This window comes from Mesorhizobium sp. B2-5-11 (assembly GCF_006440835.1).
Taxonomy (GTDB): domain Bacteria; phylum Pseudomonadota; class Alphaproteobacteria; order Rhizobiales; family Rhizobiaceae; genus Mesorhizobium.
The window spans coordinates 476,731-497,949 of the sequence record NZ_VFUK01000003.1 but is presented as its reverse complement, the minus strand read 5'-3'; the positions used below and the strand labels follow the sequence as shown (position 1 = coordinate 497,949).

Below are 21,219 nucleotides of genomic sequence, written 5' to 3'. Positions count from 1 at the left end.
CGCCCTATCGACACCACCTCGCCTCCGTGCGCGCCATCTCATCAAAACAGGGACGAACATTGATGGTGTCGTGGCGAGGCGGCGGCGGACTCGCCAGCGCCGCCCTCACGCGTTCTTGTTCGGCAATCCGCGGCAGCAGCCGCGGCCCGCCGGCATGGTCAGGCGGAAAGCTGAACCACGCCGTATCGTCCTTAGCGGTATCCCGCGTGCCTGGAATCCAGCGCAGCCGCCGGGTCGGCTGCACGAACGCGCAGCGATCAATCAGCGCCTTTGAGCGTAGGTTGAATAGCCATTGGCAATCGCGCAGAATCCAGATTGGAAGGCCGAGCGTCAGTAGATGCTGCAGAAGAGGTTGAAACGACGACCATGACCACGGCAGGTTGCCGATTATCATATCGATGCCGACGACATCGGCCGAGGAGAGCGACAGGGCATCTCGGCGGACGATGTTCAGATCGCCGGGATCTAGGTCGATCGCCAGTTGGCAGATATGGCCATGCTCGGCCAGGCCGCGGACAAGCGCGCCATTACCCGCTGTCGGCTCGAGATAGCGGACGCCAGCCGGCAAATGTACAAGCAGCGGCGGAAGCGCCGTTGCTGGCGTGCTGTAGAGGTCTTTTGCAATGCGTGGAAAGTCCGAGCGCTTGCCCATCATCGCGCTCCGCGGGTGTCTTCGTGGTCACCTCTGTCCTCCATTGCTGCCGTCAGATTGGCGTCATCAGCGGAAACTTTGGCCAGCGGGACCTGCTTTTCCTCTTCATCCGCGAATGGCCTGAACTGCGCGGCTGGCAGACTCTGCATGTAGGTAAGCAGATCAGCGTAGAGGATCAGGCTGCGTGCCCCCGCCTTCAATACGCGCAACTTGCCAAGCCGCGCATCTCGATAAAGCCAGGCGCGGCTCAAGCCACTGAGCTTGGCAGCCGTATTGAAGTCGAAGGCGATGAGGGGGACTGCCGCAAACTGGCGGAGCAGAGCTGGAAGTTCGGAGACATCGACCTTGTCAATACTGGCCGGGTCGATCCGGAAAATCTTCATAGAGTCACCTCAAGAAATTCAAGATGACCCTTTCCTTATCAGCTTGATCATGCCCGTCCACAAGCGATTTGGAGCCTCGGATCGTGATCACTTGTGATGGCTTAATCGTACTTATTCTGGCATATTTTCTCTTACTCTATTAAGGAGCAATCACGAATTGTTACTGCGTGCCGCTTCACCAGCTCCTCATCGCAAAGGGGTGATGACGCACTCCGAGCCGCACACGGGTTCCGGCCGTCGCCCTATGCCAGCGTGATCATCCGGGCACCGCCGGGCGCGATCAAAGGACCTGTGTTTCCGCCGCTCGCCAGGTAGCAGCTCCAATCCTGCATCAGCCGGCGCTTCTCGATCGCATCAGTCCGGCGGTAAGCTTGCTCGGCGCCATCGCCGACGACATGCTCCGAGGCCTCGATGATTTCGCGTGATGATGCGTCTCGTCTGCCGACCTCACGGGCGCTCTCCAAAAGCTCCGCCAGCGCCTTGCGTGCTTCTTCGACGCTGCCTTGGGGTTCTCCTGAAGCTGACCAAGACCTTTTCCCTGCACAGATTCATGCGGCCGTCGCGGTCAACGTCGGGGATCAGCCGAGCGCAGCGGCACGACCTTTGCGACAGTCTCATCCGCGATCAACGGAATGACGGCCGCCGCCGAAAGATCGTCGAGCATGTCGACGATGGCCGAGGCATAATGGCGCTCGATCATTGCGGTGCTGGTGTCGTGAAGGGCGGCGACAAGGCGCACTGGAAGGCCTGCCCGGAGCTGGCGGACAATCGAGGAATGTCGCAAAGCGTAGGGCACCACGTCGGACGGAAGTCCGGCGCGCGTCACGATCTCAAGCCACGGTCGGGCTAGCTCGCTCGCGGCGTTCCACGGGCCTCGCCTACCGCGCACCCATCGGGGCGATTGTGTTTCCGTCCCTTTCGCTTGAACGTGACGCCAGCGTTCCAGCAACGGCTCACTGCGCTGCCTTCCCATGATAGCCGGACGCAACAGCTCGACGACGTCGGCTCCAACGCGGATTCCGATGTGTGTCGTTTTCTTTGTCCCTCGGCCCTTCCGGCTTGTCGGCACCATGAGTCTGCCTTGCGCTGCCTGGACATCGCCCACGGCCATGCGCCCGATCTGGGAGAAGCGGGCTCCGGTGGCGGACAGCACCACGACCATGCGCAACAGGTCGCCGTCCCAGCCTTCTTCGGTATCGACTGTCCTGGATGCTTCTATGATCCGGCGAACGTCGGCGTCAGGAAGTGCAGCTTGGTCGCGGGCAAGCGGTGATGCTGCCTCCCCAGCCGATAAACCATTTTTGATAATGATCGCCATGTCCGGCGGGAGGCGCGAGCGATGTTTGACAGCAGCGGCGTTGAGAGCAGCTTTGAAGTCATTGACGATGCGGCGAACTGTCGACACGGAAAGGTCCGCCGAGCGGCGATCGCGCCACTGGGCCAGATCCGCTTCCTTCAAGGCATGCAGCTCTATGTCGGCAATGGTATCGGACAGGATGTGCCTTGAAAGCCTGAGCCGTGCATCTCTCCGCAGCCTAACCTTGCCCTGCAGGACACGCTCCCGCGCCTCCTGCATTTCCATGTAGATCTCCGCCGCCGAGCGCACGGTCGGCGCCGGACCATCGGCTGAAGCGCGATCATGGACCTGCCATAATGCGATCCTCGCCACAGCGGCACTCTTCGCCTGCTCGAAGTCGTAGATGGTGGCGCCATTGGCTTCTACGAAGTCATCAGCGATGCCGATCTGCTCCACGCGATAGCGTTTCTTGCCAAGAGACTCGACGACCTGCCAGACGCCGCCACGCTGCTTCCTCTGGTAGCCGATGGCGACGGTGGGGCCGAGAGATCGACAGTAGGGTTTCTTCCGCGGCTTGAGCTGCTTGCGGGCGTTCCGTGTAGTGATTTGGGCGTCGATCCTGGTGCGTGCCATCTGGCTTTTCTCGCCGTCTATCTGGTCCCGAAATTGGTCCCGATATACATCCGTGGCCACCAGGAAGCAACTATGGACGGGCTAACGCCGAAAAGCTTTTAAAAACAAAATATTATGGCTTACAGCTGCTTACTCTAGCTAACTTCTGCATATGCAGGAATCCGTGTGTTACCGCCCTTTCACGGCGGTAACAGGGGTTCGATTCCCCTTGGGCGTACCAGCTTCACTCGATGTCCCCTCCGCTCCTTTCGGCGTCAAGAGCTATTGCGCCGGACAGGGTAACACCCCCTTCCGAAACGTCATTTTACGTGTTGACCATTCCGCCGCCTCGACCTTGTCGAGGGCAAGGCTCGATGGTTAAATCGGCTTTCCCAGGGGATGCTAATATGGCAGTTCACCTTTCGGCGGATGCTCGAGCTCCTGCGGCGACGCCGCCACAAAGATATCTCTTTGGCCCGCTGGCCGACTTCCTCATGCTTGGCGGCAGCGCATTCCTGATTTTGCCGGCCCTGTTCTTCGTGCCTACCAAATACGACAGCCTTGTTGCGGCGGCGATGTTTTTCCTGGCCTACTTGATAAACTATCCGCATTTCGCCCACTCTTACCAACTCTTCTATCGCAATTTTGGAAGCAAGGTGCGCGGCGAGGGATACGACAGGGGCCTCCAGATCCGCTACATTTTCGCCGGCATTGTCGTTCCCCTGCTCATGGTCGGGTTTTTTGCTTACGGCTCGATAACGGCGAACGGCCGGCTGCTCGGAAACGCAGCCAACGCGATGTTCTTTTTCGTGGGCTGGCACTACGTCAAGCAAGGCTACGGCATGTTGATGGTGGACGCCGTGTTGAAGCGCAGGTTCTTCACCAATCCGGACAAGAAAATCTTGCTGGTCAACAGCTATGCCGTATGGCTGTTCGCATGGCTTCAGACGAACACGGCGGTCAGCCAAGCAAAATATTACGGCTTGGAATACTATACGTTTGCCACGCCTGCGTGGCTCAACACGATTGCGCTGTCGGCCGCGGCCGCTTCCACGGCCGCCACCGTCGTGATGCTGATCAATCGCTGGAGTAAAAATGGCGGCAGCCTGCCGTATAACGGCGTCGTCGCTTATATCGCATCCCTATATCTTTGGATCCTGGTCGTGAGAATAAACCCGCTCTGGCTGCTCGTGGTGCCGGCTCTCCATTCGCTGCAGTACCTGGCCGTGGTCTGGCGCTATCAAAGCAATGTCGAGCGGGACGGTCCCGATGCACAAAAGGTTCCGGACTCCAGAATCCTGTCCGTTCTTGGTCCGATCTACAGGACGCGAGTCCTGGGGTTCGTCGTCGCCGGCGGGGTCCTCGGCGGTCTCGGTTTCTGGCTGATCCCGGCGGCACTGACTGCCTTGATCCCTTACGACAAGGAAGTCCTGGGTTCGTCGCTGTTCTTCTTCATAGTGCTGATCTTCATCAACGTGCACCACTACTTCCTTGACAACGTCATGTGGCGACGCGGCAACCCCGAAGTTTCAAAATATCTGTTCCGCTAGCGGTGGCATGGACCGGCTGTGGGACGCCTTGCGGAGCACTTCAGGCGGAAAGAATTGGCATTGGCTCAGTGGCCGCGCCGGCCGATATCTCTTTTTGCACGGCGAAGAAGAACCTGCGCACCTCGTCGCTGGCCGCCGACCTGTCCCTGCCTGACCTGACGACGAGATCGAACAACTCCGTCGCCTTGGCCCTCCAGAACGAGGTGGCGCTGTCGCCATGCAAACTGTCGAGCCTGGCAGCCACCTCCCGAACCAGGAATGCCTGACGGTCGATCGGGAATGCACGGATTTTTTCTGGGGACATCTTCCGAACCACGAGACTGACGCAACGAATCAACCATTGCCGAACAAGCATGGCGTAGCCGCGAAAGTGGAAACGGAAGCTTAATGGCATCGGCATCGATGCGCCGTTCGGCCAGGAGAACGAAAGAGCGCAGCGCACCTCAGGCTTGCAGCCCTCTCGCCTGGCCACCGCGCTTGCGCGGCGCCATCATGTCCCGGGCCATCAGCCCGGTCACCCGGCAGAACGCCATGAACGCCCGGCAGGCATCCTCGGTCTTGACCACGTCCACGGTGGCGCCGAAGCAGGCGTTGAAGGCCTTCTGGTAAATCGGGCCTTGCCGGCGCAGCGGCCAGGCCTGGAGAAAATCAAGGGCCTGTTCGACGCTGTAGATCTCCTCGACAGGTAGGCCGGGTCCGGGCGCGATACGCACCGGCACCTCAAATTGCAGTCTGTCCATCCGCCATCTCCCGAACTGTCGTCACCAGCGGCAACGCCATCCGTCGTAAAAAGTTGCTCTGGCCGGTCGCTACCGCAGGAATGTGGCGTCTCCGCGGTCATGGACGTTTTGCCGCAGCCGCCGCAAGCAAGCGCCAAGGCGCCCGGCCTTGTCGAACGCGGGCGCCTTGGCGGTCCGGCTACTGGTTGGTGGGATCGGTCTCCGCATCGAAGGCCATGCGCACCGCCGTAAGCAGCACGAGAGCAGACGGCACAGCGAAAAACCCGCCAAGGACAAGTGCCCCTGTCGCCGAAAGGCCGAGCGTCTCCGTCAGCGCCCAGTAGACGGTTCCGATACAGATGAGCGCCTGGACGGAAAGGAAAATGGCGGCGCAGGCCGCGCGCGAAAGGCTCTTGAGTGTCTTGATACGTTGCATGGAAACAATCCGGAAATGACGCGCTACGCACCGCTGCGCGACCGAAGCCGCCGCGCGGATCGAGGCGCGAACAGGAAGTGGTTTGAGTGAAGGAGCGGTTGAAACCGCTCAGGCCGGAACCGATGGCGGCGCGCGCGGCTGATTGGCAGTCGCCCACGGTGTGCGGGCGTCCCTGTCGGCGGCGACGACCTCTGCCGGCGGAACCGAAACAAACCAGGAAAAGACGGTGTCCCGAGCCGGCAGGGCCGGATGGCCGCCGGCGAACTTAACCAGGGCCGGCCGGCCGGAACGAACTTCCAGCGCCTGCCCCTTGCCGGTGATGCGCAGCAGCGCCGCCGCTTCGCCGGACCGCTCCACGCCGGCGCTGGCGACACCGGAGGCTGCTCCGGCAAAGACGGGCACCTCCGCCCGGCCAAGCGACAGCATCGCCAGCAGCACAAGGCTCATCAGCAATGAGCAGGCCGCCTTCAACGGCGCTTCAGGCAATCTGGCGTGCTCGACGCTCATGAAATCTCCAAAAACCTCCCTCGCCCTACCGCACGGTCGACTGAAAGGGAAGGAACAAGGGCGTCAAGGACACCGGGGCGCGCCGAATATCCCTGCCGCTTGGTCGTGTCCGGGCAGTTCTTCCTTGAACCTTTTGCCCTCAAGTGCCAAATCTGGGGAGATTTTCACGCCGGCTCCCTTGCAGAGCCACACCGGCAAGACGGACACCAATGGTCACTTATCTCGACGCCGCCACGGCACCGCTCAGAAACACCGGCCAGATCCGCCTCTATGGCGAGGAAGGTTTTGCCGGCATGCGCAAGGCATGCGACCTCACGGCGCGCTGCCTCGACGAACTGGTGCCGATGGTTGCGCCCGGCGTCACCACCGACACCATAGATCGTTTCGTTTTCGAGTTCGGCATGGATCATGGCGCGCTGCCGGCGACGCTCAACTACCGCGGCTACACCAAGTCTTCCTGCACCTCGATCAATCATGTCGTCTGCCATGGCATCCCCGACAACAAGCCGCTGAAGGATGGCGACATCGTCAACATCGACGTCACCTACATCCTCGACGGCTGGCACGGCGATTCCTCGCGCATGTACCCCGTCGGCACCATAAAACGCGCGGCGGAACGCCTGCTCGAAGTCACCCACGAATGCCTGATGCGCGGCATTGCCGCGATCAGGCCTGGCGCCCGCACCGGCGCCATTGGCGCGGCGATCCAGAGCTATGCCGAGGGCGAGCGCTGCTCGGTGGTGCGCGACTTCTGCGGCCACGGCGTCGGCCAGTTGTTCCACGACGCGCCCAATATCCTGCATTATGGCAGCGCCAATGAGGGCGTCGAGATGCGGCCCGGCATGATCTTCACCGTCGAGCCGATGATCAACCTCGGCCGGCCGCATGTGAAAGTCCTGTCGGACGGCTGGACGGCGGTGACACGCGACCGCTCGCTGTCGGCGCAATACGAACACACGATCGGCGTGACTGACACCGGCTGCGAGATCTTCACGCTCTCCCCCAAAAAGCTCGACCGCCCCGGCCTGCCAGCCTAATGTTTCGTTCTCCCGGCGCTCGCGGTCGGGGAGCTGGGGGGCAGACGAGATGTCAGGTGACGACGACGAGCGCAGTTTCTTTGCAGAAAAGCCTGCGCAGCTTTCCGCGACCATGCACTCTCCTGGGACAGCCCGGCCTCCTGCGAAGGCCGGCAGGATCGAGGAGAAGCCGCATTATCTCGGCCACCGCGACCGTTTGCGCGAACGCTTCGCCTCGGCAGGTTCGGACGCCCTGCCCGACTATGAGCTTCTGGAACTCCTGCTCTTCCGCCTGATCCCGCGCGCCGACACCAAGCCGGTCGCCAAGGCGCTGCTCTCCCGCTTCGGTACCCTGGCCGAGGTGCTTGGCGCGCCCGTCGGCCTCCTCCAGGAGGTCAAGGGCGTGGGCCCGGTGGTAGCGCTCGACCTGAAGGTCATTGCGGCGACGGCCCAGCGCATGGCGCGCAGCGAGGTCCATGGCCGCGAAATCCTCTCCTCTTGGCAGCAGCTTCTCGACTATTGCCGGTCAGCCATGGCCTTCGAGGCGCGCGAGCAGTTCCGCGTTCTGTTCCTTGACAAGAAGAACACGCTGATTGCCGACGAGGTGCAGCAGACCGGCACTGTTGACCATACGCCCGTCTATCCGCGTGAGGTGGTCAAGCGCGCTCTCGAACTGTCGGCGACGGCAATCATCCTGGTGCACAACCACCCGTCGGGCGATCCGACGCCATCGCGTGCCGATATCGAGATGACCAAGGAGATCATCGACGCGGCCAAGCGGCTGGGCATTTCCGTGCATGACCACATCATCATCGGTCGCAAGGGCTATTCCAGCATGAAGGGCTTGCTGCTGATCTAGATCATCGGCTCGGCGAAGCTATCCGAATGAAAGCAGGCAATTCGCCGGCCCGGTCTTTCGGCTCAAGAATTTGAAAATCGTTCAATTCTGGAACGAATGGCCCGAAATTGAGGCCATATCGCCATAGTTTTCCAAATTCCCTCGCAGATTCCAGACTTTTTAGAACATAATTCCGTTGAGGGGCGGCTTTTCCGTTGATACCGTTTGAAACGCTTCAATTGGAACCTGCCATTGCAACGCAAGCGCCCAACCATAGCGGATGTCGCACGCGCGGCCGGTGTCTCCATCGGAACGGTGTCGAACTTCATCAATGGGACCGCCGGCCTGAAGGAGGCCACGCGCGAACGCATCGAAAAGGCGATCGCCACGCTGATGTACCGGCCGAGTTCGTTTGCGCGCTCGCTGCCGGGCCGCGCGCCCCATAGGCCGAAGAATCTCGATCATCTGCCGAGGCTCCTGGTCGCGGGCCGGGTCAGTGTCGACTTTCTCTGCCGCGTCGACGTCCTGCCGCATCGCGACGACCGCATCACAGCCAGCCATATCGAGAAGGCGCTGGGCGGGCCCGCGGCCAATCTCGCGGTTGCCGCCGCCGGTGTTGGGGCGCCCTACGCTCTCGACGTGGAACTGGCGACGGCGGTCGGTGAAGACCCGGAGAGTGACTGGGCGCTCGGCGCGCTTTCCAAACTGGGCGTCCACGCATTGCCGATCCGCAACACGCCCAACAACCGCCTTTCGCAAGCCATCGTGATCATCGAGCGCAATGGTAGCCGCACGATCATCAGTGAACCGTTCGAACTCGGCGAGATCGATCTGACCGCCAATCTGGACATCCAGCCCGAGCCGCGCCCGGCCTGTCTTCACATCGAAGGCTTCCACTACGAAACGATGACCGCTTCCATCGCGCGCTTTCATCAGGCCGGCTGGAGGGTGAGCCTGCATTCGGCCGGCCTGCCCAAGAGCGCACGCACGCCTGAAACCTTCACGCAGATGGTCCGGCACATCGACCTGACCTTCATCAACGATGTGATGATGCGGGAGATTTTCGACTTTCGCTCCAGGATGGCGACGATGATCGAAGAGGTGCGGCTGATGCTGGCGCGCATCAAGCCGCGCGGAACGGTCGTGCTCACTCTCGGCGAGTTTGGCGCGGTCGTCTTTCCGGCGAATGGCGGACCGCAGATCGAGGTGCCGGCACTGCCTGTCGACCGCGTCGATGCGACGGGCGCCGGCGACAGCTTCGCCGGCATATTCCTAAGCCTCTGGCTGCATGGTGCGTCGCTGGACGACGCCGCCCGCCATGCGACGATCGGCGCGAGCCTGACGACCACGGTCGAAGGCGCACAGGGCTACATCGCGGATTTCGCGACTTTGAAGGCTGCCGCTTTGGCGAACAACGCCATGTTGGCAAGCTGAACCAACAACTTACGGGAACCCAGGAGAGTATTGGTCATGGCGAAAACAAGAGTGCTTCTGGTCGGCGAGAGCTGGATGAGTTCGGCGACCCACTACAAGGGGTTCGATCAGTTCGGCAGCGTCACCTTTCACCTGGGCGCGACGCCGCTGGTCGATGCCTTGAAGAGCAGCGAATTCGACCTCGACTACATGCCGGCCCATGAAGCCGTCGAAAAGCTGCCTTTCACCACGGAGGGCCTGTCGCAATACAAGGCCATCATCCTCTCCGACATCGGCGCGAACTCGCTGCTGCTTCACCCCGATGTCTGGCTGCACGGCAAGACAGTGCCCAACCGGCTCAAGCTTCTGCGCGACTGGACGCAGGCCGGTGGTGGCATGGTCATGATCGGCGGCTATTTCTCTTTCCAGGGCATCGACGGCAAGGCGCGCTGGCACCGCACGGCCGTCGAGGAGGCGCTGCCGGTAACCTGCCTCCCCTATGACGACCGGCTCGAGATTCCCGAAGGGTTCCGGCCTGAAATCACCGGTCCCAAGGATCACCCGATCTTTGCCGGCATCGAAGGCGAATGGCCGCTGCTGCTCGGCGCCAACGAGGTCGTCGCTCGCGATCGCGATGACGTCGAAATCCTCGCACGGTTGCCGCAGGATCACGGCGGTCATCCGCTGCTGGTCACCGGCCGCCATGGCCAGGGCCGCACGCTGGCCTGGACGTCGGATATCGGCCCGCATTGGCTGCCCAACAGCTTCGTGGAATGGCCGGGCTATGCGCGTCTTTGGACCAACGTGCTGCGCTGGGTCAGCAAGGCCGTCTAGCCGACCAGCAACCGCCGGGGAACCGCCATGACAGAACCGTTTCTTGTCGCCAGAAATATCGCCAAGCGCTTCGGCGCTCTGACCGCGCTTGCCGATGTCGACCTGGAGATCCGCTCTGGCGAGGTGCTGGCGCTTCTCGGCGACAACGGCGCCGGCAAATCCACCTTCATCAAGATCCTGGCGGGCGCCCATCCGCCCAGCGATGGAAAGCTTCTCATCGAGGGCAATCCGGTGGCTTTCTCCTCGCCCAAGGATGCGGCGTCGTCGGGGATCGCGACGATCTTTCAGGAACTGGCGCTCTCGGAAAACCTGTCGATTGCCGAAAACGTCTTTCTCGGCCGCGAATTGAAACGCTCCATTTTGGGTATTCCCTTCCTGAAGCGCAAGGAAATGCGCCAGCGCGTCGACGGCCTGCTGAAAGAGCTCGACGCGCATATTTCCGATCCGGAAGCACCCGTCGGCAGCCTGTCCGGCGGTCAGCGCCAAGCCGTGGCCATCTGCCGGGCCCTCAATCTGAATGCCAGGCTGGTCATCATGGACGAGCCGACGGCGGCCCTTGCCGTCGCCGAAACCCGCAAGGTCCTGGCACTGACGCGGCGGCTTGCCGCGCGCGGTTGTGCCGTCGTCCTCATCAGCCACAACATTTCCGAAGTGTTCGAGGTCGCCGACCGCATCGTGGTGTTCCGGCGCGGCCGCAAGGTGGCCGAACGGCTGGCGGCCGAGACCAATCACGAGGAAGTCGTTTCGCTCATAACAGGCGCTCATCCCGACGTGCGGGCGCTTGAAAAATCAAACTGAAATGCACGTCCATTCCAGAGAGGATAAACCAATGCTTTCTCAACTCAAAAAAGCGCTCGCCGTTTCCGTGCTGTCACTCGTGGTCGCCACGGCGGCGCATGCCGCCGACAAGCCCAAGGTCGCCTTCGTCCCGCAATTGATCGGCATACCCTATTTCAATGCCATGGAAGCCGGCGGCAATCGCGCCGCGAAGGACCTGGGCGTCGATTTCATCTATTCCGGCCCCGTCGACACCAACCCGGTCGATCAGTTGCAGATCGTGCAGAACCTGATCGACCAGGGTGTCCAGGCGATCTCGGTCAGCGTGCTGGATGCGTCCAGCATCGCGCCCGTCGTCGAGAGCGCCAAGGCCAAGGGCATCAAGCTTTTCACCAGCGACAGCGATGCACCCGACAGCGGCCGTGCCGTCTATGTGGCGCAGGCGACCGACGAAGGGCTCGGCACGACGATCATCGATGAGTTGGTGAAGCGCGTCGGCGAGGACGCCACGATCGGCATCGTCTCCGGCGAGGCGACGGCGTCCAATCTCAACGCCTGGATCGGCTTCATGCAGAAAGAGGCCACCGCCAAATATCCGAAGCTGAAACTGCTCGCTCCGCAATTCGCCGGCGGCACGGCCGAGCGCGCCGCGCAGATATCAGGCGATCTCATGGCCGCCAATCCCGACATCAAGGCCATCATCGCCGTCGCATCCTCGACCTGTCCGGGCGTCGCCCAGGCCATCGAAACCGCCGGCAAGATCGGCTCCGTCATAGGCACGGGCTATTGCAGCCCGAACACGGCGCGATCCTACCTGAAGAGCGGCGCCTTCGGCTTCACCGTGCTGTGGGATCCCGAACAGCTGGGCTATCTCACGGTCTGGGCCGGCAAGCAGTTGATCGACGGCAAGAGCTTCGAAGCGGAAAACAAGATCGCCGGCCTCGAAAAGCCCGCCACCTATGATGCCGCCAAGGGCATCCTGCTGCTCGGACCGCCGGCGGTCTTCACGAAGGACAATGTCGACAAGTTCAACTTCTGAGCCTTGGGATGAACACGGTGCGACAGTTTGGAAACGGCGTTTTGGCCATGAACGGGCGGGAGTGGTCCTTGCTTGCCGCCTGTCTCCTGGCGATCGTCATCTTTTCTGTCGCATCGCCCCACTACGCGACGCCAGGCAATGCGGCGACCGTCCTGCGCAACAGCGTCGAACTGCTGCTGATCGGCCTTGGCATGACCTTGCTGCTGGCCATGGGCGGCATCGACGTCTCGATCGGCATCGTCATGGGTCTGGCGGCAATAGCGATCGGCCGTGTGCTCGGCGCCGAGGGCAATCCGCTGCTGGCGCTCATCGCTGGCCCTGCGGTCGGTGCGCTGCTCGGCTGCGTGACGGCCACCGTCGTCGTCCTCGGTCGCATTCCGGCAATCGTGGGAACGCTCGGCCTGCTTGGCGTCTACCGCACCGCCGTCTTTGTCCTTCTCGGCGGGCAGTGGCTCTCCGGCCTGCCCTCGAGCCTCACCAATCTTCTGGCAACCACCGTACTCGGCATTCCAGTCCCAGCCATCGTCATTGCCATCGCCTATCTGGTCGTCTGGCTGGCGTTGCGGCGAACCCCCTACGGGCCGCACCTGCTGGCGATCGGCAATTCCGAGGAAAAGGCCCGGCTGTCCGGAATCCCCGTGGTCAAGGTACGCTTCATGACCTTCGTCATCAGTGGCGTCCTGACTGGCATTGCCGCCACGTTTTACGTCGCCACCTACCGCAACGTGGAGATGACGATCGGCAGCACGCTGGCGCTCGATGCGATCGCCGCGGTCATTCTCGGCGGCACGAGCATATTGGGCGGCAGATGCAGCTTGATCGGCACGGTCTTCGGCGTACTGCTTCTGAGAATTCTCCAGAATGGATTGCTTCTGATCGGCGTCCCCTCGCTTTGGCAGCCTGTGGTTACCGGCGTTCTCATCATCGGCGTGCTCGGCTTCGAAGCCGTCTCCAACCGGCTGCCGCTTGCCCAATTCCTGCGAGCCCGCGCATGAACAGTATCCGGAACCTGCAGGGCCCCGCCCTCACTTTGGCTCTGCTGTGCGGCCTTTGGCTGGTCGTTATTGTCGGCCTGCTGGCGCTCAAGCCTTCGGTCTTCAATCTCGGCACCGTCACCACGATTTTGCAATTTTCGACGATCCTGGCCCTGGTCGGCCTTGGACAGGCGCTGGTCGTCCTGGCCGGGGGTGCGGGCATCGACCTGTCCGTTGGCGGCGCCGTTTCGCTCTCGGCGATCGTTGCCATGCTTTCCCTGAAGCTGGGGTTGCCGCCCCTTCTGTTGCCGGTCGTCTGCATCCTGGCTGGCGCTGTGCTCGGTGCCTTGAACGGATGGCTGGTGAACGGGCTCGCCCTTCTCCCCTTCATCGCGACGCTGGGAACATTTTTCGTGTATTCCGGCCTGGCGCTTGCGGTCACCGGCGGCGCGGCCCAGTCCGGCGTGCCTGCCTGGCTGCTCGTTTGGGGGCGCGGTGCGATCATGGGCATCCCCGTGCCTTTCCTTACGCTCGCCGTCCCCTGCTTCGCGCTTGCCGGTCTCGTGCTGCTCTCAACGGCTTGGGGACGCTGGATCTACGCCATGGGCTTCAATGAACGTTCGGCCAAACTGGTCGGCATCCCGGTCGATCGCGTGCGCTTCATCCTTTATGTGCTGAGCGGCGCGCTTGCTGGTGCGGCCGGCCTCGTCTCTCTCGCCTGGCTCGGCAGCGGCAGGCCCAATATCGGCCAGAACCTCGAACTGGAATCGCTGACCGCGGCCATGCTGGGAGGCATCGTCATCACTGGCGGGCGCGGTGGCGTCGGCGGCGTGTTCGCGGCCGTCCTGCTGCTGGTCACGTTGAAGACCGGCCTTTTGCAATTGAACATCAACACGGTCTGGCAGGTGGGGATTGTCGGCGCCCTTCTGGTTTTCGTCCTTCTCGCCGACCGACTTTCCCAACGTTGGAGATAACAATGCCTTCCATGGAAGAGACCATCGCCGCGCGCGTCGAGGCAGCCGCCGAGCGCATCGTCAAGACGCTGAGCGATCTCGTCGCCTTCCCCTCGATCGTGAAATCGAATCCGAAGGAGGCCGGCCCGGGCGAGCGCGATTGCCAGCTCTACCTGCAAAAGCGCCTTGAGGCGCTCGGCTTCTCGACCGATCTCTGGGATCCGGACGGACCGGCGCTCTACGAAAAATACAAGGGACGTGCCGGCGCCAACAAGGGCAGGACGTTCGAGGGCCGGCCTAATCTCGGCGGCGTTTTGAAAGGTACCGGCGGCGGGCGGTCCATCATGCTGACCGGCCATATCGACGTCGTGCCGCCGGGTGCCGCCGGGCACTGGACCACCGATCCCTTCCAGCCTGTCCTGAAGGATGGATTCCTGCACGGTCGCGGCACGGTCGACATGAAGGGCGGCGTCGCCTGCATGCTGATGGCGGTCGAAATCCTGAAGGAACTCGACGTTTCCCTCTCCGGCGACGTCGTCTTCACCACCGTCGTCGACGAGGAAATCGGCGGCATGGGGTCGCTCGCCATGGTTGATCGCGGCTTTCGCGCCGACGCCGGCATCATGACGGAACCGACGGCGAACAGGATCGCACCGCTTTGTCACGGCATTCTGTGGGGCAAGATCATCATCGACGGCATAGGCGGCCATGCCGAACTGACGCCGAACGCCTGGTATTCGAGCGGCCCGGTCGACGCCGTCCAGCTTTGCCGGCAGATCCTCGACGGCATCGACATCCTCAACCGGCGATGGATGTTCGATCCCAGGAAGAACCACCCGCTGATGGACCTGCCCAACCAGATCATCGTCACCCAGATCAATGCCGGCGAACATCCATCCTCCATGGCAGGACGCGGCGAGATCATCATCGACGCACAGTATCTGCCGAGCGAGCATGACGAGTTCAGGCTGGGCGGCAATGTCAAACGCGAAATCGAAGAGCACATCGCCAATGTCTGCCAGGCGGATCCTTATCTGCGAAAGCACCCTGCCCGTGTCGAATGGATCCTCGATGCCGATTGCGCCGAGATCCCGTCGGACAACCCCTTTGTCGGCCTGTTCCAGGAGGCCGTCAAAGCAGCCGACCTGTCGCCGGCCCTGAGCGGCTTCGGCGCACACAGCGACATCGGCCTGCCGACCGGCCTGGGCAACACCCCGACCGTCAACTTCGGTCCCGGTGACCCGGCACAGGCGCATCAGCCGAACGAGCGCGTTTCGGTGCGCGATCTCGTCGACTGCACGAAGGCCATCGCCTTAGCGGTGGAGAAATGGTGCCGATAGTTTTTAGCTGACTGCGAGCGGCAGGAAGTTTGCGGAAGACGTCCGGGAGGAGCGGCGAGAGCTATTCCAGGAAAAGTGTGTACGGTTTTCCCGGGAAAAGCGCGTAGCGCTTTCCCTATGGAATTGCGCAAAAACAAAGAGATAGAGCGGTTCGCCGTTTCCATGAAACGGTGAACTGCTCTAAGAGGCCGCCCGTCAGCCACCAAACCTCGGCTCGGGAACTCCGGTCACGCCAAGGCCGGTGATGGCGAACAGGCTGCCGCGCAGCACGCCATCGCCGGGAAAACGCGGCAGCGGCGGCTTGGCCATCGAGGTGACGTAGAGCGTGTCGAGCTTCGGTCCGCCGAACATGGCGCTGGTGATCTTCTTCACCGGCATGTCGATGATACGGTCTATGCTGCCGTCCGGCGCGTAGCGCACCAGGCGGCCGTCATAGACCAGCGCATTCCACAGACAGCCTTCGGCATCGACGGTCGAGCCGTCGGCGGCACCACCGCGGCTGGTATCGACGCGAACGAAGGTGCGGCGGTTGCTGGCCGTACCGGTCTCGATGTCGTAATCATAGGCCCAGATCTCGCCGGTCCAGGTATCGGCGAAATAGAAGGTGCGGTCGTCGGGGCTCCAGCATGGACCGTTGGAGCAGATGATGCCGGAATCGATCCTGGTGACGGAGAAATCCGGATCAAGCCGATAGAGACCGCCGGAAGGCCCCTCCTCCATCGTGTCCATCGAGCCGGCGAAGAAGCGGCCGCGCCGGTCGACCTTGCCGTCGTTGAGACGGTTCATCGGCTTGTCCGGCTCCGGATCGTGGATCAGCGTCACCTCGCCGGTGGCGAAATCGAGCAGATGGAAACCGCGCTGCAACGAGACGACAGCGCCGCTGCCATCCTTGCGCAGCGCCATCGAGCCGATTTTCATCGGCACGTCCCAGCAGCGGATCTCGCGCCCGTCGGCGGTCGCGCGGAAGACGCGCCCGTCGAAACTGTCGATCCAGTAGAGGCGCTCCTGCTCGACGTCCCAGAGCGGTCCCTCGCCCAGCGTGGTCTTTACGTCCACCACGACTTCGATCTTCATGCCGTCCTCCTCTTTGTTGGCTCGCGCAGCGATTGGCCGCGTCAAAAAGCGACCTTGTCGCCGCCTTTCAGTGACAGGATCTCGCGCGCCTCGTCCGGCGTCGCCACCTCCATGCCGAGCCCTTCGATGATCTTGCGTGCCAGCACGACCTGTTCGGCATTCGACTTGGCAAGCTTGCCCCTGCCGGCCCACAGGCTGTCCTCCAGCCCGACCCGGATATTGCCGCCGAGGGCCGCCGACTGCGCGGCGATGCGCAACTGGCTGGCGCCGGCGCCGAGCACCGACCAGCGGAACTGGTCCCCGAACAGCCGGTCCGCTGTGCGCTTCATATGCGCGACATCCTCCGGATGCGTGCCGATGCCGCCCAGCAGGCCGAACACCGACTGCACGAAGAAGGGCGGTTTCACCAGCCCACGGTCTGCGAAGTGGGAGAGATTGTAGAGATGCGCGATGTCATAGCACTCGAACTCGAACCGCGTGCCGTTGTCGTAGCAAGTCGCGAGAATGTACTCAATGTCCTTGAACGAGTTGCGGAAGACGAGGTCGCGCGTCGCTTCCAGATGCGGCTTTTCCCAGTCGAACTTGAAGGTCTCGTATTTGTCGGCGAGGTGATAGAGCCCGAAATTGATCGAGCCCATATTGAGCGAGGCTACCTCCGGCTTGAACTGGGCGGCCGGGCGCACCCGCTCCTCGACCTTCATGTAGGGGCTGCCGCCGGTGGTGATGTTGATGGCGGCGTTGGTGCCTTGCTTGACGCGCGGCAGGAAACGGGCAAACGCCTCCGGCGTCTGGTCGGGCTTGCCGGTCTCCGGATCGCGGGCATGCAGATGCAGGATCGCGGCGCCAGCTTCCGCGGCGGCGATCGCCTCCGAGGCGATCTGGTCCGGCGTGATCGGCAAATAGGGCGACATGGTCGGCGTGTGGATCGCCCCCGTCACCGCGCAGGTGATGATGACCTTGCCCCTGGCCGCCGTGGCGCCGGGCTTGCGGCTGGTTTCTTTCATTGTCCGAACTCCTGATCCGATTTCTTCTTGTGCGCCGCCAGCGCCATCAGCCGGCGATCGCGCCATACCTGCCGATCGCCCAGTTTCTCCCTGGGCAAGCGCCTGCTACGCTCGGCCTCGACGGTTTCCATCACCTCGCCCGCCCAGTCGACGCGACGCAGCATCTGCGGGAAAATATTGGAATAGATGCCCTGGTAGCGCTCGGCATAGTCGCGCACGCCGCCCGGCGCATTGAGATCGATGGTCTCGAAGGGCCCCATGAACGACCAGCGCAGCGCCAAGCCATCACGGATGCCGATATCGACGTCCTCGACGCTGGCATAGCCGTCGGCGACAAGCCGGAAAGCTTCCTCGAGCAGCGCCCCTTGCAGCCGGTTCATGATGAAGCCGTCGAGCTCGCGCTTCATCACCAGCGGCGCGTGGCCGGCATCGAGGAGGAAGGCGCGCGTCCTTTCAAGCGTCTCGGCGGACGTCCACGGCGCCGGCACCACCTCCGCCGCCGGAATGAGGTAGGGCGGGTTGATCGGATGCACGACCAGGCAGCGGTGCCGCCCCGGCAGATGATCGGTGAATTTCGACGGCAACAGCGCCGAGGTGGAGCTGGCGATCACCGCCTGCGGATCAGAGAGGGAATCGATCCGCGAAAACACCTCGCGCTTCACTTCGAGATTTTCCGGCGTGTTCTCCTGGATATGCACGGCGCCAGCCAGAGCCGCGTCCAAGTCTCCCATGACGACGATGCGCTCGAGCACCGCGTGCGCGGTCTGTCCGCGCAGCAGATCATTCGAAGCGAGATCGCCGAGCACGCCTTCTATGTAGTCGCGCGCGCCGCCTGCCGCGACCGGCGACTGGTCCCACATGCGCACATCATGGCCGGCGCGCGCGAAGCTGATCGCCCATGCCCGCCCGATGAACCCGCTTCCGACAATTGCAACCCTGGCCATGGCTTGCTCCTCAAAGCGTTTCGACGTTGCCGTCGACGCCGAGCGACTGGCCTGAAATGTTGATGCCCGCGTCGGACAGCAGGAATGCGACCATCGAAGCCACATCATACGGGCTGGTCATGCGGCGCAACGAGATGTTCTGCAAATAGCGTTCGGTCATCTCCTGATGGCTGATGCCGACCTGTTTGGCGCGTGCCGAGATAACGCTCTCGATGCGCGGCCCCTCTATGATGCCCGGCAGGATGGCGTTGACCCTGATGCCGTGCGGCCCGAGCTCCTTGGCAAGGCTCTGCGTGAAGCCGATGACGCCGAATTTGGCCGCCGAATAGGGCGTGCGGAACGCATAGCCGTGGCGACCGGCCGCCGACGACATCGAGACGATCGAGCCGCCGCCGGCCGCCTTGATGAGCGGCACGGCGCGCCGCGCGCACAGGAACTGGCCGGTGAGACAGATGTCGATGCAGCGCCGCCAGTCGTCCGGCTCGATTTCGTCGACGCCACCGGTCGGCCCGGCAATGCCGGCATTGTTAATCAGCGCGTCGAGGCCGCCAAGCTTCTCCTTCACCGCCTCGAACAGCCGGTCGACATCGTCGTCACGCGACACGTCGGCCTTGATCGCCGCGGCGAGCGTCATCTTCTTGGGGGCGGCTGCCAGGGCTTCGTCGGACACATCGCAAACGACGATGCGCGCACCGAGCCGCGACAGCGTTTCGGCAATGGCAAAGCCAATGCCGCCGGCGCCTGCCGTGACCAGGACACGTTGCCCTTTGAGCCCCGCCAGGAATTCGTCGGGCGATTTGGGTGCGCTCGTGCTCATCATTCCATTCCCTTCATTGAATGCGTCTTTCGCGCAGCGCCATGACGGCACCGAGCACCACCAGCCCGAACAGGATCGCCCGTGTGGCGTAAGGCAGCGTCGTGCCGGCCAGCAGCATCTGCAGCGCCGTCAACAGCAGCACGCCGCCGAGCATGCCGAGATAGTGACCGCGCCCGCCGGTGATCAGCGCGCCGCCGACCACGACAACGGCGATGGACGGCAGGAGATAGTCGTCGCCCATGCCGAGGCTGGCCTGGCCGGAAAAGCCGGTCAGCATGACGCCGACGATGGCCGCGCACAATGCCGACAGCATATAGACGAAGATCAGCGTCCGTCCGACGGCGATGCCCGAAAGCTGGGCCGCGCGCGGGCTGTTGCCGATGCCGTAGACCTTCCGGCCGAAGGCGGTGCGGCCGAGCAGCAGCACCGCAAGGGCCACGAAGACGACCATCAACGGCACGACCGGCGTCACTACCCATATCTTGCCGGTCATGAACCAGCGCAGCATCGGCGAGGAGAAGCCGGCCGGCGTGCCTTGCGAATAGAGAAGCGCGAAGCCTTGCAAGATGCCGTTGGTGGCGAGCGTCATGACGATCGGCGAGATGCCGAGGAAAACAATGCCGACGCCGTTCGCCAATCCGATAAGACAGGCGATGGCCAGCACCACCGGCAGCGCATAGACGAGTGCCGCGTCCGATCCGTTGACCATGCCGGCAAGAAGGATGCCTGACAAGCCGATCGTCCACGGCACCGACAAGTCGAGCCCGCCGGTGAGGATGACGCCGCCCTGCCCGAGCGCAAGCACGGCAAGGAAACTCGACAGCACGAACAACGAGTTCCAGTAGGTGGGATTGAAGATGGCCCGGCCGAGCCAGATCTGGGTGACGATCATGACGACGGCCAGGCAGACGTAAGCCGGCAGCGCGTAGCGCAGCGCCTCGGCATTGCGAACGCGAAAGCCGGGTGCCTGTCCTGGAACGGCCGTTTTGTGAGCGATGCGCAGCCTGCGGTCGGTATGATCGAGTTGCGACGGCAGCATGCCGGCGCGCCATGCGGCGAACCGCGCGCGCAAGGCGCGGACCTGGTAGGCAAGCACGGAGCCATGCGACAGCGAGCCCGCGAGAACGGCAAGGATGAGGATGGTGCCCTCGGCGATGGTCGAATAATAGGCCGAAACGTTGAGGACGAGCAGGACGTTGACGACCATCATCAGGATATAGGCGCCGAAGACGGTGCCGAACGGACCACCCTGCCCGCCGCCGAGCCGCGTGCCGCCGACCACGACGGCAGCGAACATCGACAACAGCAGCGGATTGCCGACGAGCGGATCGCCGCTGCCGGTCTGGGCGCTGATGAACACGCCGGCAAGCCCGTAGCAGCCACCGGCGATGACATAGACGAGGAAGCGCACGAGAGCGACGCGCACGCCGACCGCGGACGCGGCGTCTGGATCGCTGCCGACCGCGTAAAGCGCCGTGCCGAACCGCGTGCCTTTCAGCCAGAACCATGCCAGCAGTACCATGCCGATGACGACCAGCGGCATGGGCAACCAGCCCGGGATCGCATCGCCGAGATAGAAAGCGCCGAGATCGGGCGAGACGAAGCCGCCGGGCTTGTCCATGACCAGCAGTGTGATGCCTTGCAAGATGAACATGGTCGACAGCGTGACGACGATGGGCTGCATGCGCAGCACCGCGATGAAGAAGCCGTTGAACGCCCCGACGAGCATGCCGACGCCAATGCCGGCCATCGTCCACAGCCAGACGCTCGTTCCGGTCGCCATCGGATCCATCGACGTGGCCAGCACCACATTGACCAGCGAAACCACGGCGCCCGCCGACAGGTCGAAGCCGCCGGACAGGATGACGATGGTCTGGCCCATCGCCGCCAGCGCCGAGGTGGCGCCGCCGCTCGACAGGAACGAGATGTCGAAATAGCTGAGCCGCCCGGCGCTGATCAGGTCGACGACGACGAGCAGCACTGCAAAGACAATCGCCGCGATCATGGCGCCGCGATGCCGCGCCAGGAGGCGCACCAAGG

General features: G+C 63.0%; 23 protein-coding genes. 10 read left to right on the top strand and 13 right to left on the bottom strand.

Going from position 1 to position 21,219, the window contains the following annotated elements; translation table 11 throughout:
- Positions 1–4 precede the first annotated feature (4 nt).
- From FJ490_RS13405 to FJ490_RS13390, 4 genes are all read right to left on the bottom strand, one after another.
- Positions 5–652, bottom strand: coding sequence for a hypothetical protein (locus tag FJ490_RS13405; RefSeq protein ID WP_140728899.1), 648 nt, complete (start codon positions 650–652; stop codon positions 5–7).
- A complete protein-coding gene (locus tag FJ490_RS13400; RefSeq protein ID WP_140728900.1) occupies positions 652–1,035 on the bottom strand; it encodes a helix-turn-helix domain-containing protein in 384 nt (127 codons plus the stop codon). Before FJ490_RS13400 ends, FJ490_RS13405 begins: the two co-directional genes overlap by 1 nt.
- 242 nt (positions 1,036–1,277) lie before the next feature.
- Positions 1,278–1,499, bottom strand: coding sequence for a hypothetical protein (locus FJ490_RS32665; RefSeq protein ID WP_181165328.1), 222 nt, complete (start codon positions 1,497–1,499; stop codon positions 1,278–1,280).
- A 101-nt stretch (positions 1,500–1,600) separates the two neighbouring features.
- The gene (locus FJ490_RS13390; RefSeq protein ID WP_140728901.1) at positions 1,601–2,965 is read right to left on the bottom strand and encodes a tyrosine-type recombinase/integrase; all 1,365 of its coding nucleotides are present in this window, start codon (positions 2,963–2,965) and stop codon (positions 1,601–1,603) included.
- A gap of 386 nt (positions 2,966–3,351) precedes the next feature.
- Between FJ490_RS13390 and FJ490_RS13380 the strand changes: the two genes are divergently transcribed.
- A complete protein-coding gene (locus FJ490_RS13380) occupies positions 3,352–4,494 on the top strand; it encodes a hypothetical protein (protein ID WP_140728902.1) in 1,143 nt (380 codons plus the stop codon).
- Positions 4,495–4,534: 40 nt separating this feature from the next.
- Here the strand turns inward: FJ490_RS13380 and FJ490_RS13375 are convergent, their stop codons facing one another.
- The 4 genes from FJ490_RS13375 to FJ490_RS13360 all read right to left on the bottom strand — a co-directional run bounded on the left by FJ490_RS13375 (position 4,535) and on the right by FJ490_RS13360 (position 6,156).
- The gene (locus tag FJ490_RS13375; protein ID WP_246672741.1) at positions 4,535–4,894 is read right to left on the bottom strand and encodes a DUF6074 family protein; all 360 of its coding nucleotides are present in this window, start codon (positions 4,892–4,894) and stop codon (positions 4,535–4,537) included.
- Positions 4,895–4,937: 43 nt separating this feature from the next.
- A complete protein-coding gene (locus tag FJ490_RS13370) occupies positions 4,938–5,234 on the bottom strand; it encodes a DUF982 domain-containing protein (RefSeq protein ID WP_140517077.1) in 297 nt (98 codons plus the stop codon).
- 178 nt (positions 5,235–5,412) lie between these two features.
- A complete protein-coding gene (locus FJ490_RS13365; RefSeq protein ID WP_140728903.1) occupies positions 5,413–5,649 on the bottom strand; it encodes a hypothetical protein in 237 nt (78 codons plus the stop codon).
- Positions 5,650–5,757: 108 nt separating this feature from the next.
- On the bottom strand, positions 5,758–6,156 hold the full coding sequence (locus FJ490_RS13360) for a hypothetical protein (RefSeq protein WP_140521011.1): 399 nt from the start codon (positions 6,154–6,156) through the stop codon (positions 5,758–5,760).
- 209 nt (positions 6,157–6,365) lie between these two features.
- Between FJ490_RS13360 and map the strand changes: the two genes are divergently transcribed.
- From map to FJ490_RS13315, 9 genes are all read left to right on the top strand, one after another.
- Positions 6,366–7,193 (top strand): type I methionyl aminopeptidase, encoded by an 828-nt coding sequence (gene map / locus FJ490_RS13355; protein ID WP_140517079.1) that lies wholly within the window; start codon positions 6,366–6,368, stop codon positions 7,191–7,193.
- 112 nt (positions 7,194–7,305) lie between these two features.
- Entirely contained in the window at positions 7,306–8,031 is a 726-nt protein-coding gene (gene radC, locus FJ490_RS13350; RefSeq protein ID WP_246672748.1) for a DNA repair protein RadC, read from the top strand.
- A gap of 231 nt (positions 8,032–8,262) precedes the next feature.
- Positions 8,263–9,444 carry a PfkB family carbohydrate kinase gene (locus tag FJ490_RS13345; RefSeq protein ID WP_246672743.1) on the top strand — a complete coding sequence of 394 codons (1,182 nt, stop codon included), beginning with the start codon at positions 8,263–8,265 and terminating at the stop codon, positions 9,442–9,444.
- Positions 9,445–9,480: 36 nt separating this feature from the next.
- On the top strand, positions 9,481–10,257 hold the full coding sequence (locus FJ490_RS13340) for a glutamine amidotransferase (RefSeq protein ID WP_140495807.1): 777 nt from the start codon (positions 9,481–9,483) through the stop codon (positions 10,255–10,257).
- Between the two features lie 27 nt (positions 10,258–10,284).
- Positions 10,285–11,055: an ATP-binding cassette domain-containing protein gene (locus FJ490_RS13335; RefSeq protein ID WP_140495806.1), complete on the top strand. Its 771-nt coding sequence runs from the start codon at positions 10,285–10,287 to the stop codon at positions 11,053–11,055.
- A gap of 31 nt (positions 11,056–11,086) precedes the next feature.
- Positions 11,087–12,073 (top strand): autoinducer 2 ABC transporter substrate-binding protein, encoded by a 987-nt coding sequence (locus FJ490_RS13330; RefSeq protein ID WP_140495805.1) that lies wholly within the window; start codon positions 11,087–11,089, stop codon positions 12,071–12,073.
- 68 nt (positions 12,074–12,141) lie between these two features.
- On the top strand, positions 12,142–13,068 hold the full coding sequence (locus FJ490_RS13325) for an ABC transporter permease (protein WP_224646989.1): 927 nt from the start codon (positions 12,142–12,144) through the stop codon (positions 13,066–13,068).
- Positions 13,065–14,021: an ABC transporter permease gene (locus FJ490_RS13320; RefSeq protein WP_140728905.1), complete on the top strand. Its 957-nt coding sequence runs from the start codon at positions 13,065–13,067 to the stop codon at positions 14,019–14,021. The genes FJ490_RS13325 and FJ490_RS13320 overlap by 4 nt, the downstream gene beginning before the upstream one ends.
- A gap of 2 nt (positions 14,022–14,023) precedes the next feature.
- On the top strand, positions 14,024–15,340 hold the full coding sequence (locus tag FJ490_RS13315) for an ArgE/DapE family deacylase (RefSeq protein WP_140521014.1): 1,317 nt from the start codon (positions 14,024–14,026) through the stop codon (positions 15,338–15,340).
- 195 nt (positions 15,341–15,535) lie between these two features.
- Here the strand turns inward: FJ490_RS13315 and FJ490_RS13310 are convergent, their stop codons facing one another.
- The 5 genes from FJ490_RS13310 to FJ490_RS13290 are packed head-to-tail and all read right to left on the bottom strand — an operon-like array spanning position 15,536 to position 21,184.
- On the bottom strand, positions 15,536–16,414 hold the full coding sequence (locus FJ490_RS13310; RefSeq protein WP_140728906.1) for an SMP-30/gluconolactonase/LRE family protein: 879 nt from the start codon (positions 16,412–16,414) through the stop codon (positions 15,536–15,538).
- A 41-nt stretch (positions 16,415–16,455) separates the two neighbouring features.
- Positions 16,456–17,418: a 3-keto-5-aminohexanoate cleavage protein gene (locus tag FJ490_RS13305; protein ID WP_140517090.1), complete on the bottom strand. Its 963-nt coding sequence runs from the start codon at positions 17,416–17,418 to the stop codon at positions 16,456–16,458.
- A complete protein-coding gene (locus tag FJ490_RS13300; protein WP_140517092.1) occupies positions 17,415–18,362 on the bottom strand; it encodes a 3-hydroxyacyl-CoA dehydrogenase in 948 nt (315 codons plus the stop codon). The genes FJ490_RS13305 and FJ490_RS13300 overlap by 4 nt, the downstream gene beginning before the upstream one ends.
- 10 nt (positions 18,363–18,372) lie before the next feature.
- Positions 18,373–19,179, bottom strand: coding sequence for an SDR family oxidoreductase (locus tag FJ490_RS13295; protein WP_140555304.1), 807 nt, complete (start codon positions 19,177–19,179; stop codon positions 18,373–18,375).
- Positions 19,180–19,192: 13 nt separating this feature from the next.
- Entirely contained in the window at positions 19,193–21,184 is a 1,992-nt protein-coding gene (locus tag FJ490_RS13290) for an ABC transporter permease (protein ID WP_140728995.1), read from the bottom strand.
- Positions 21,185–21,219: the final 35 nt, after the last annotated feature.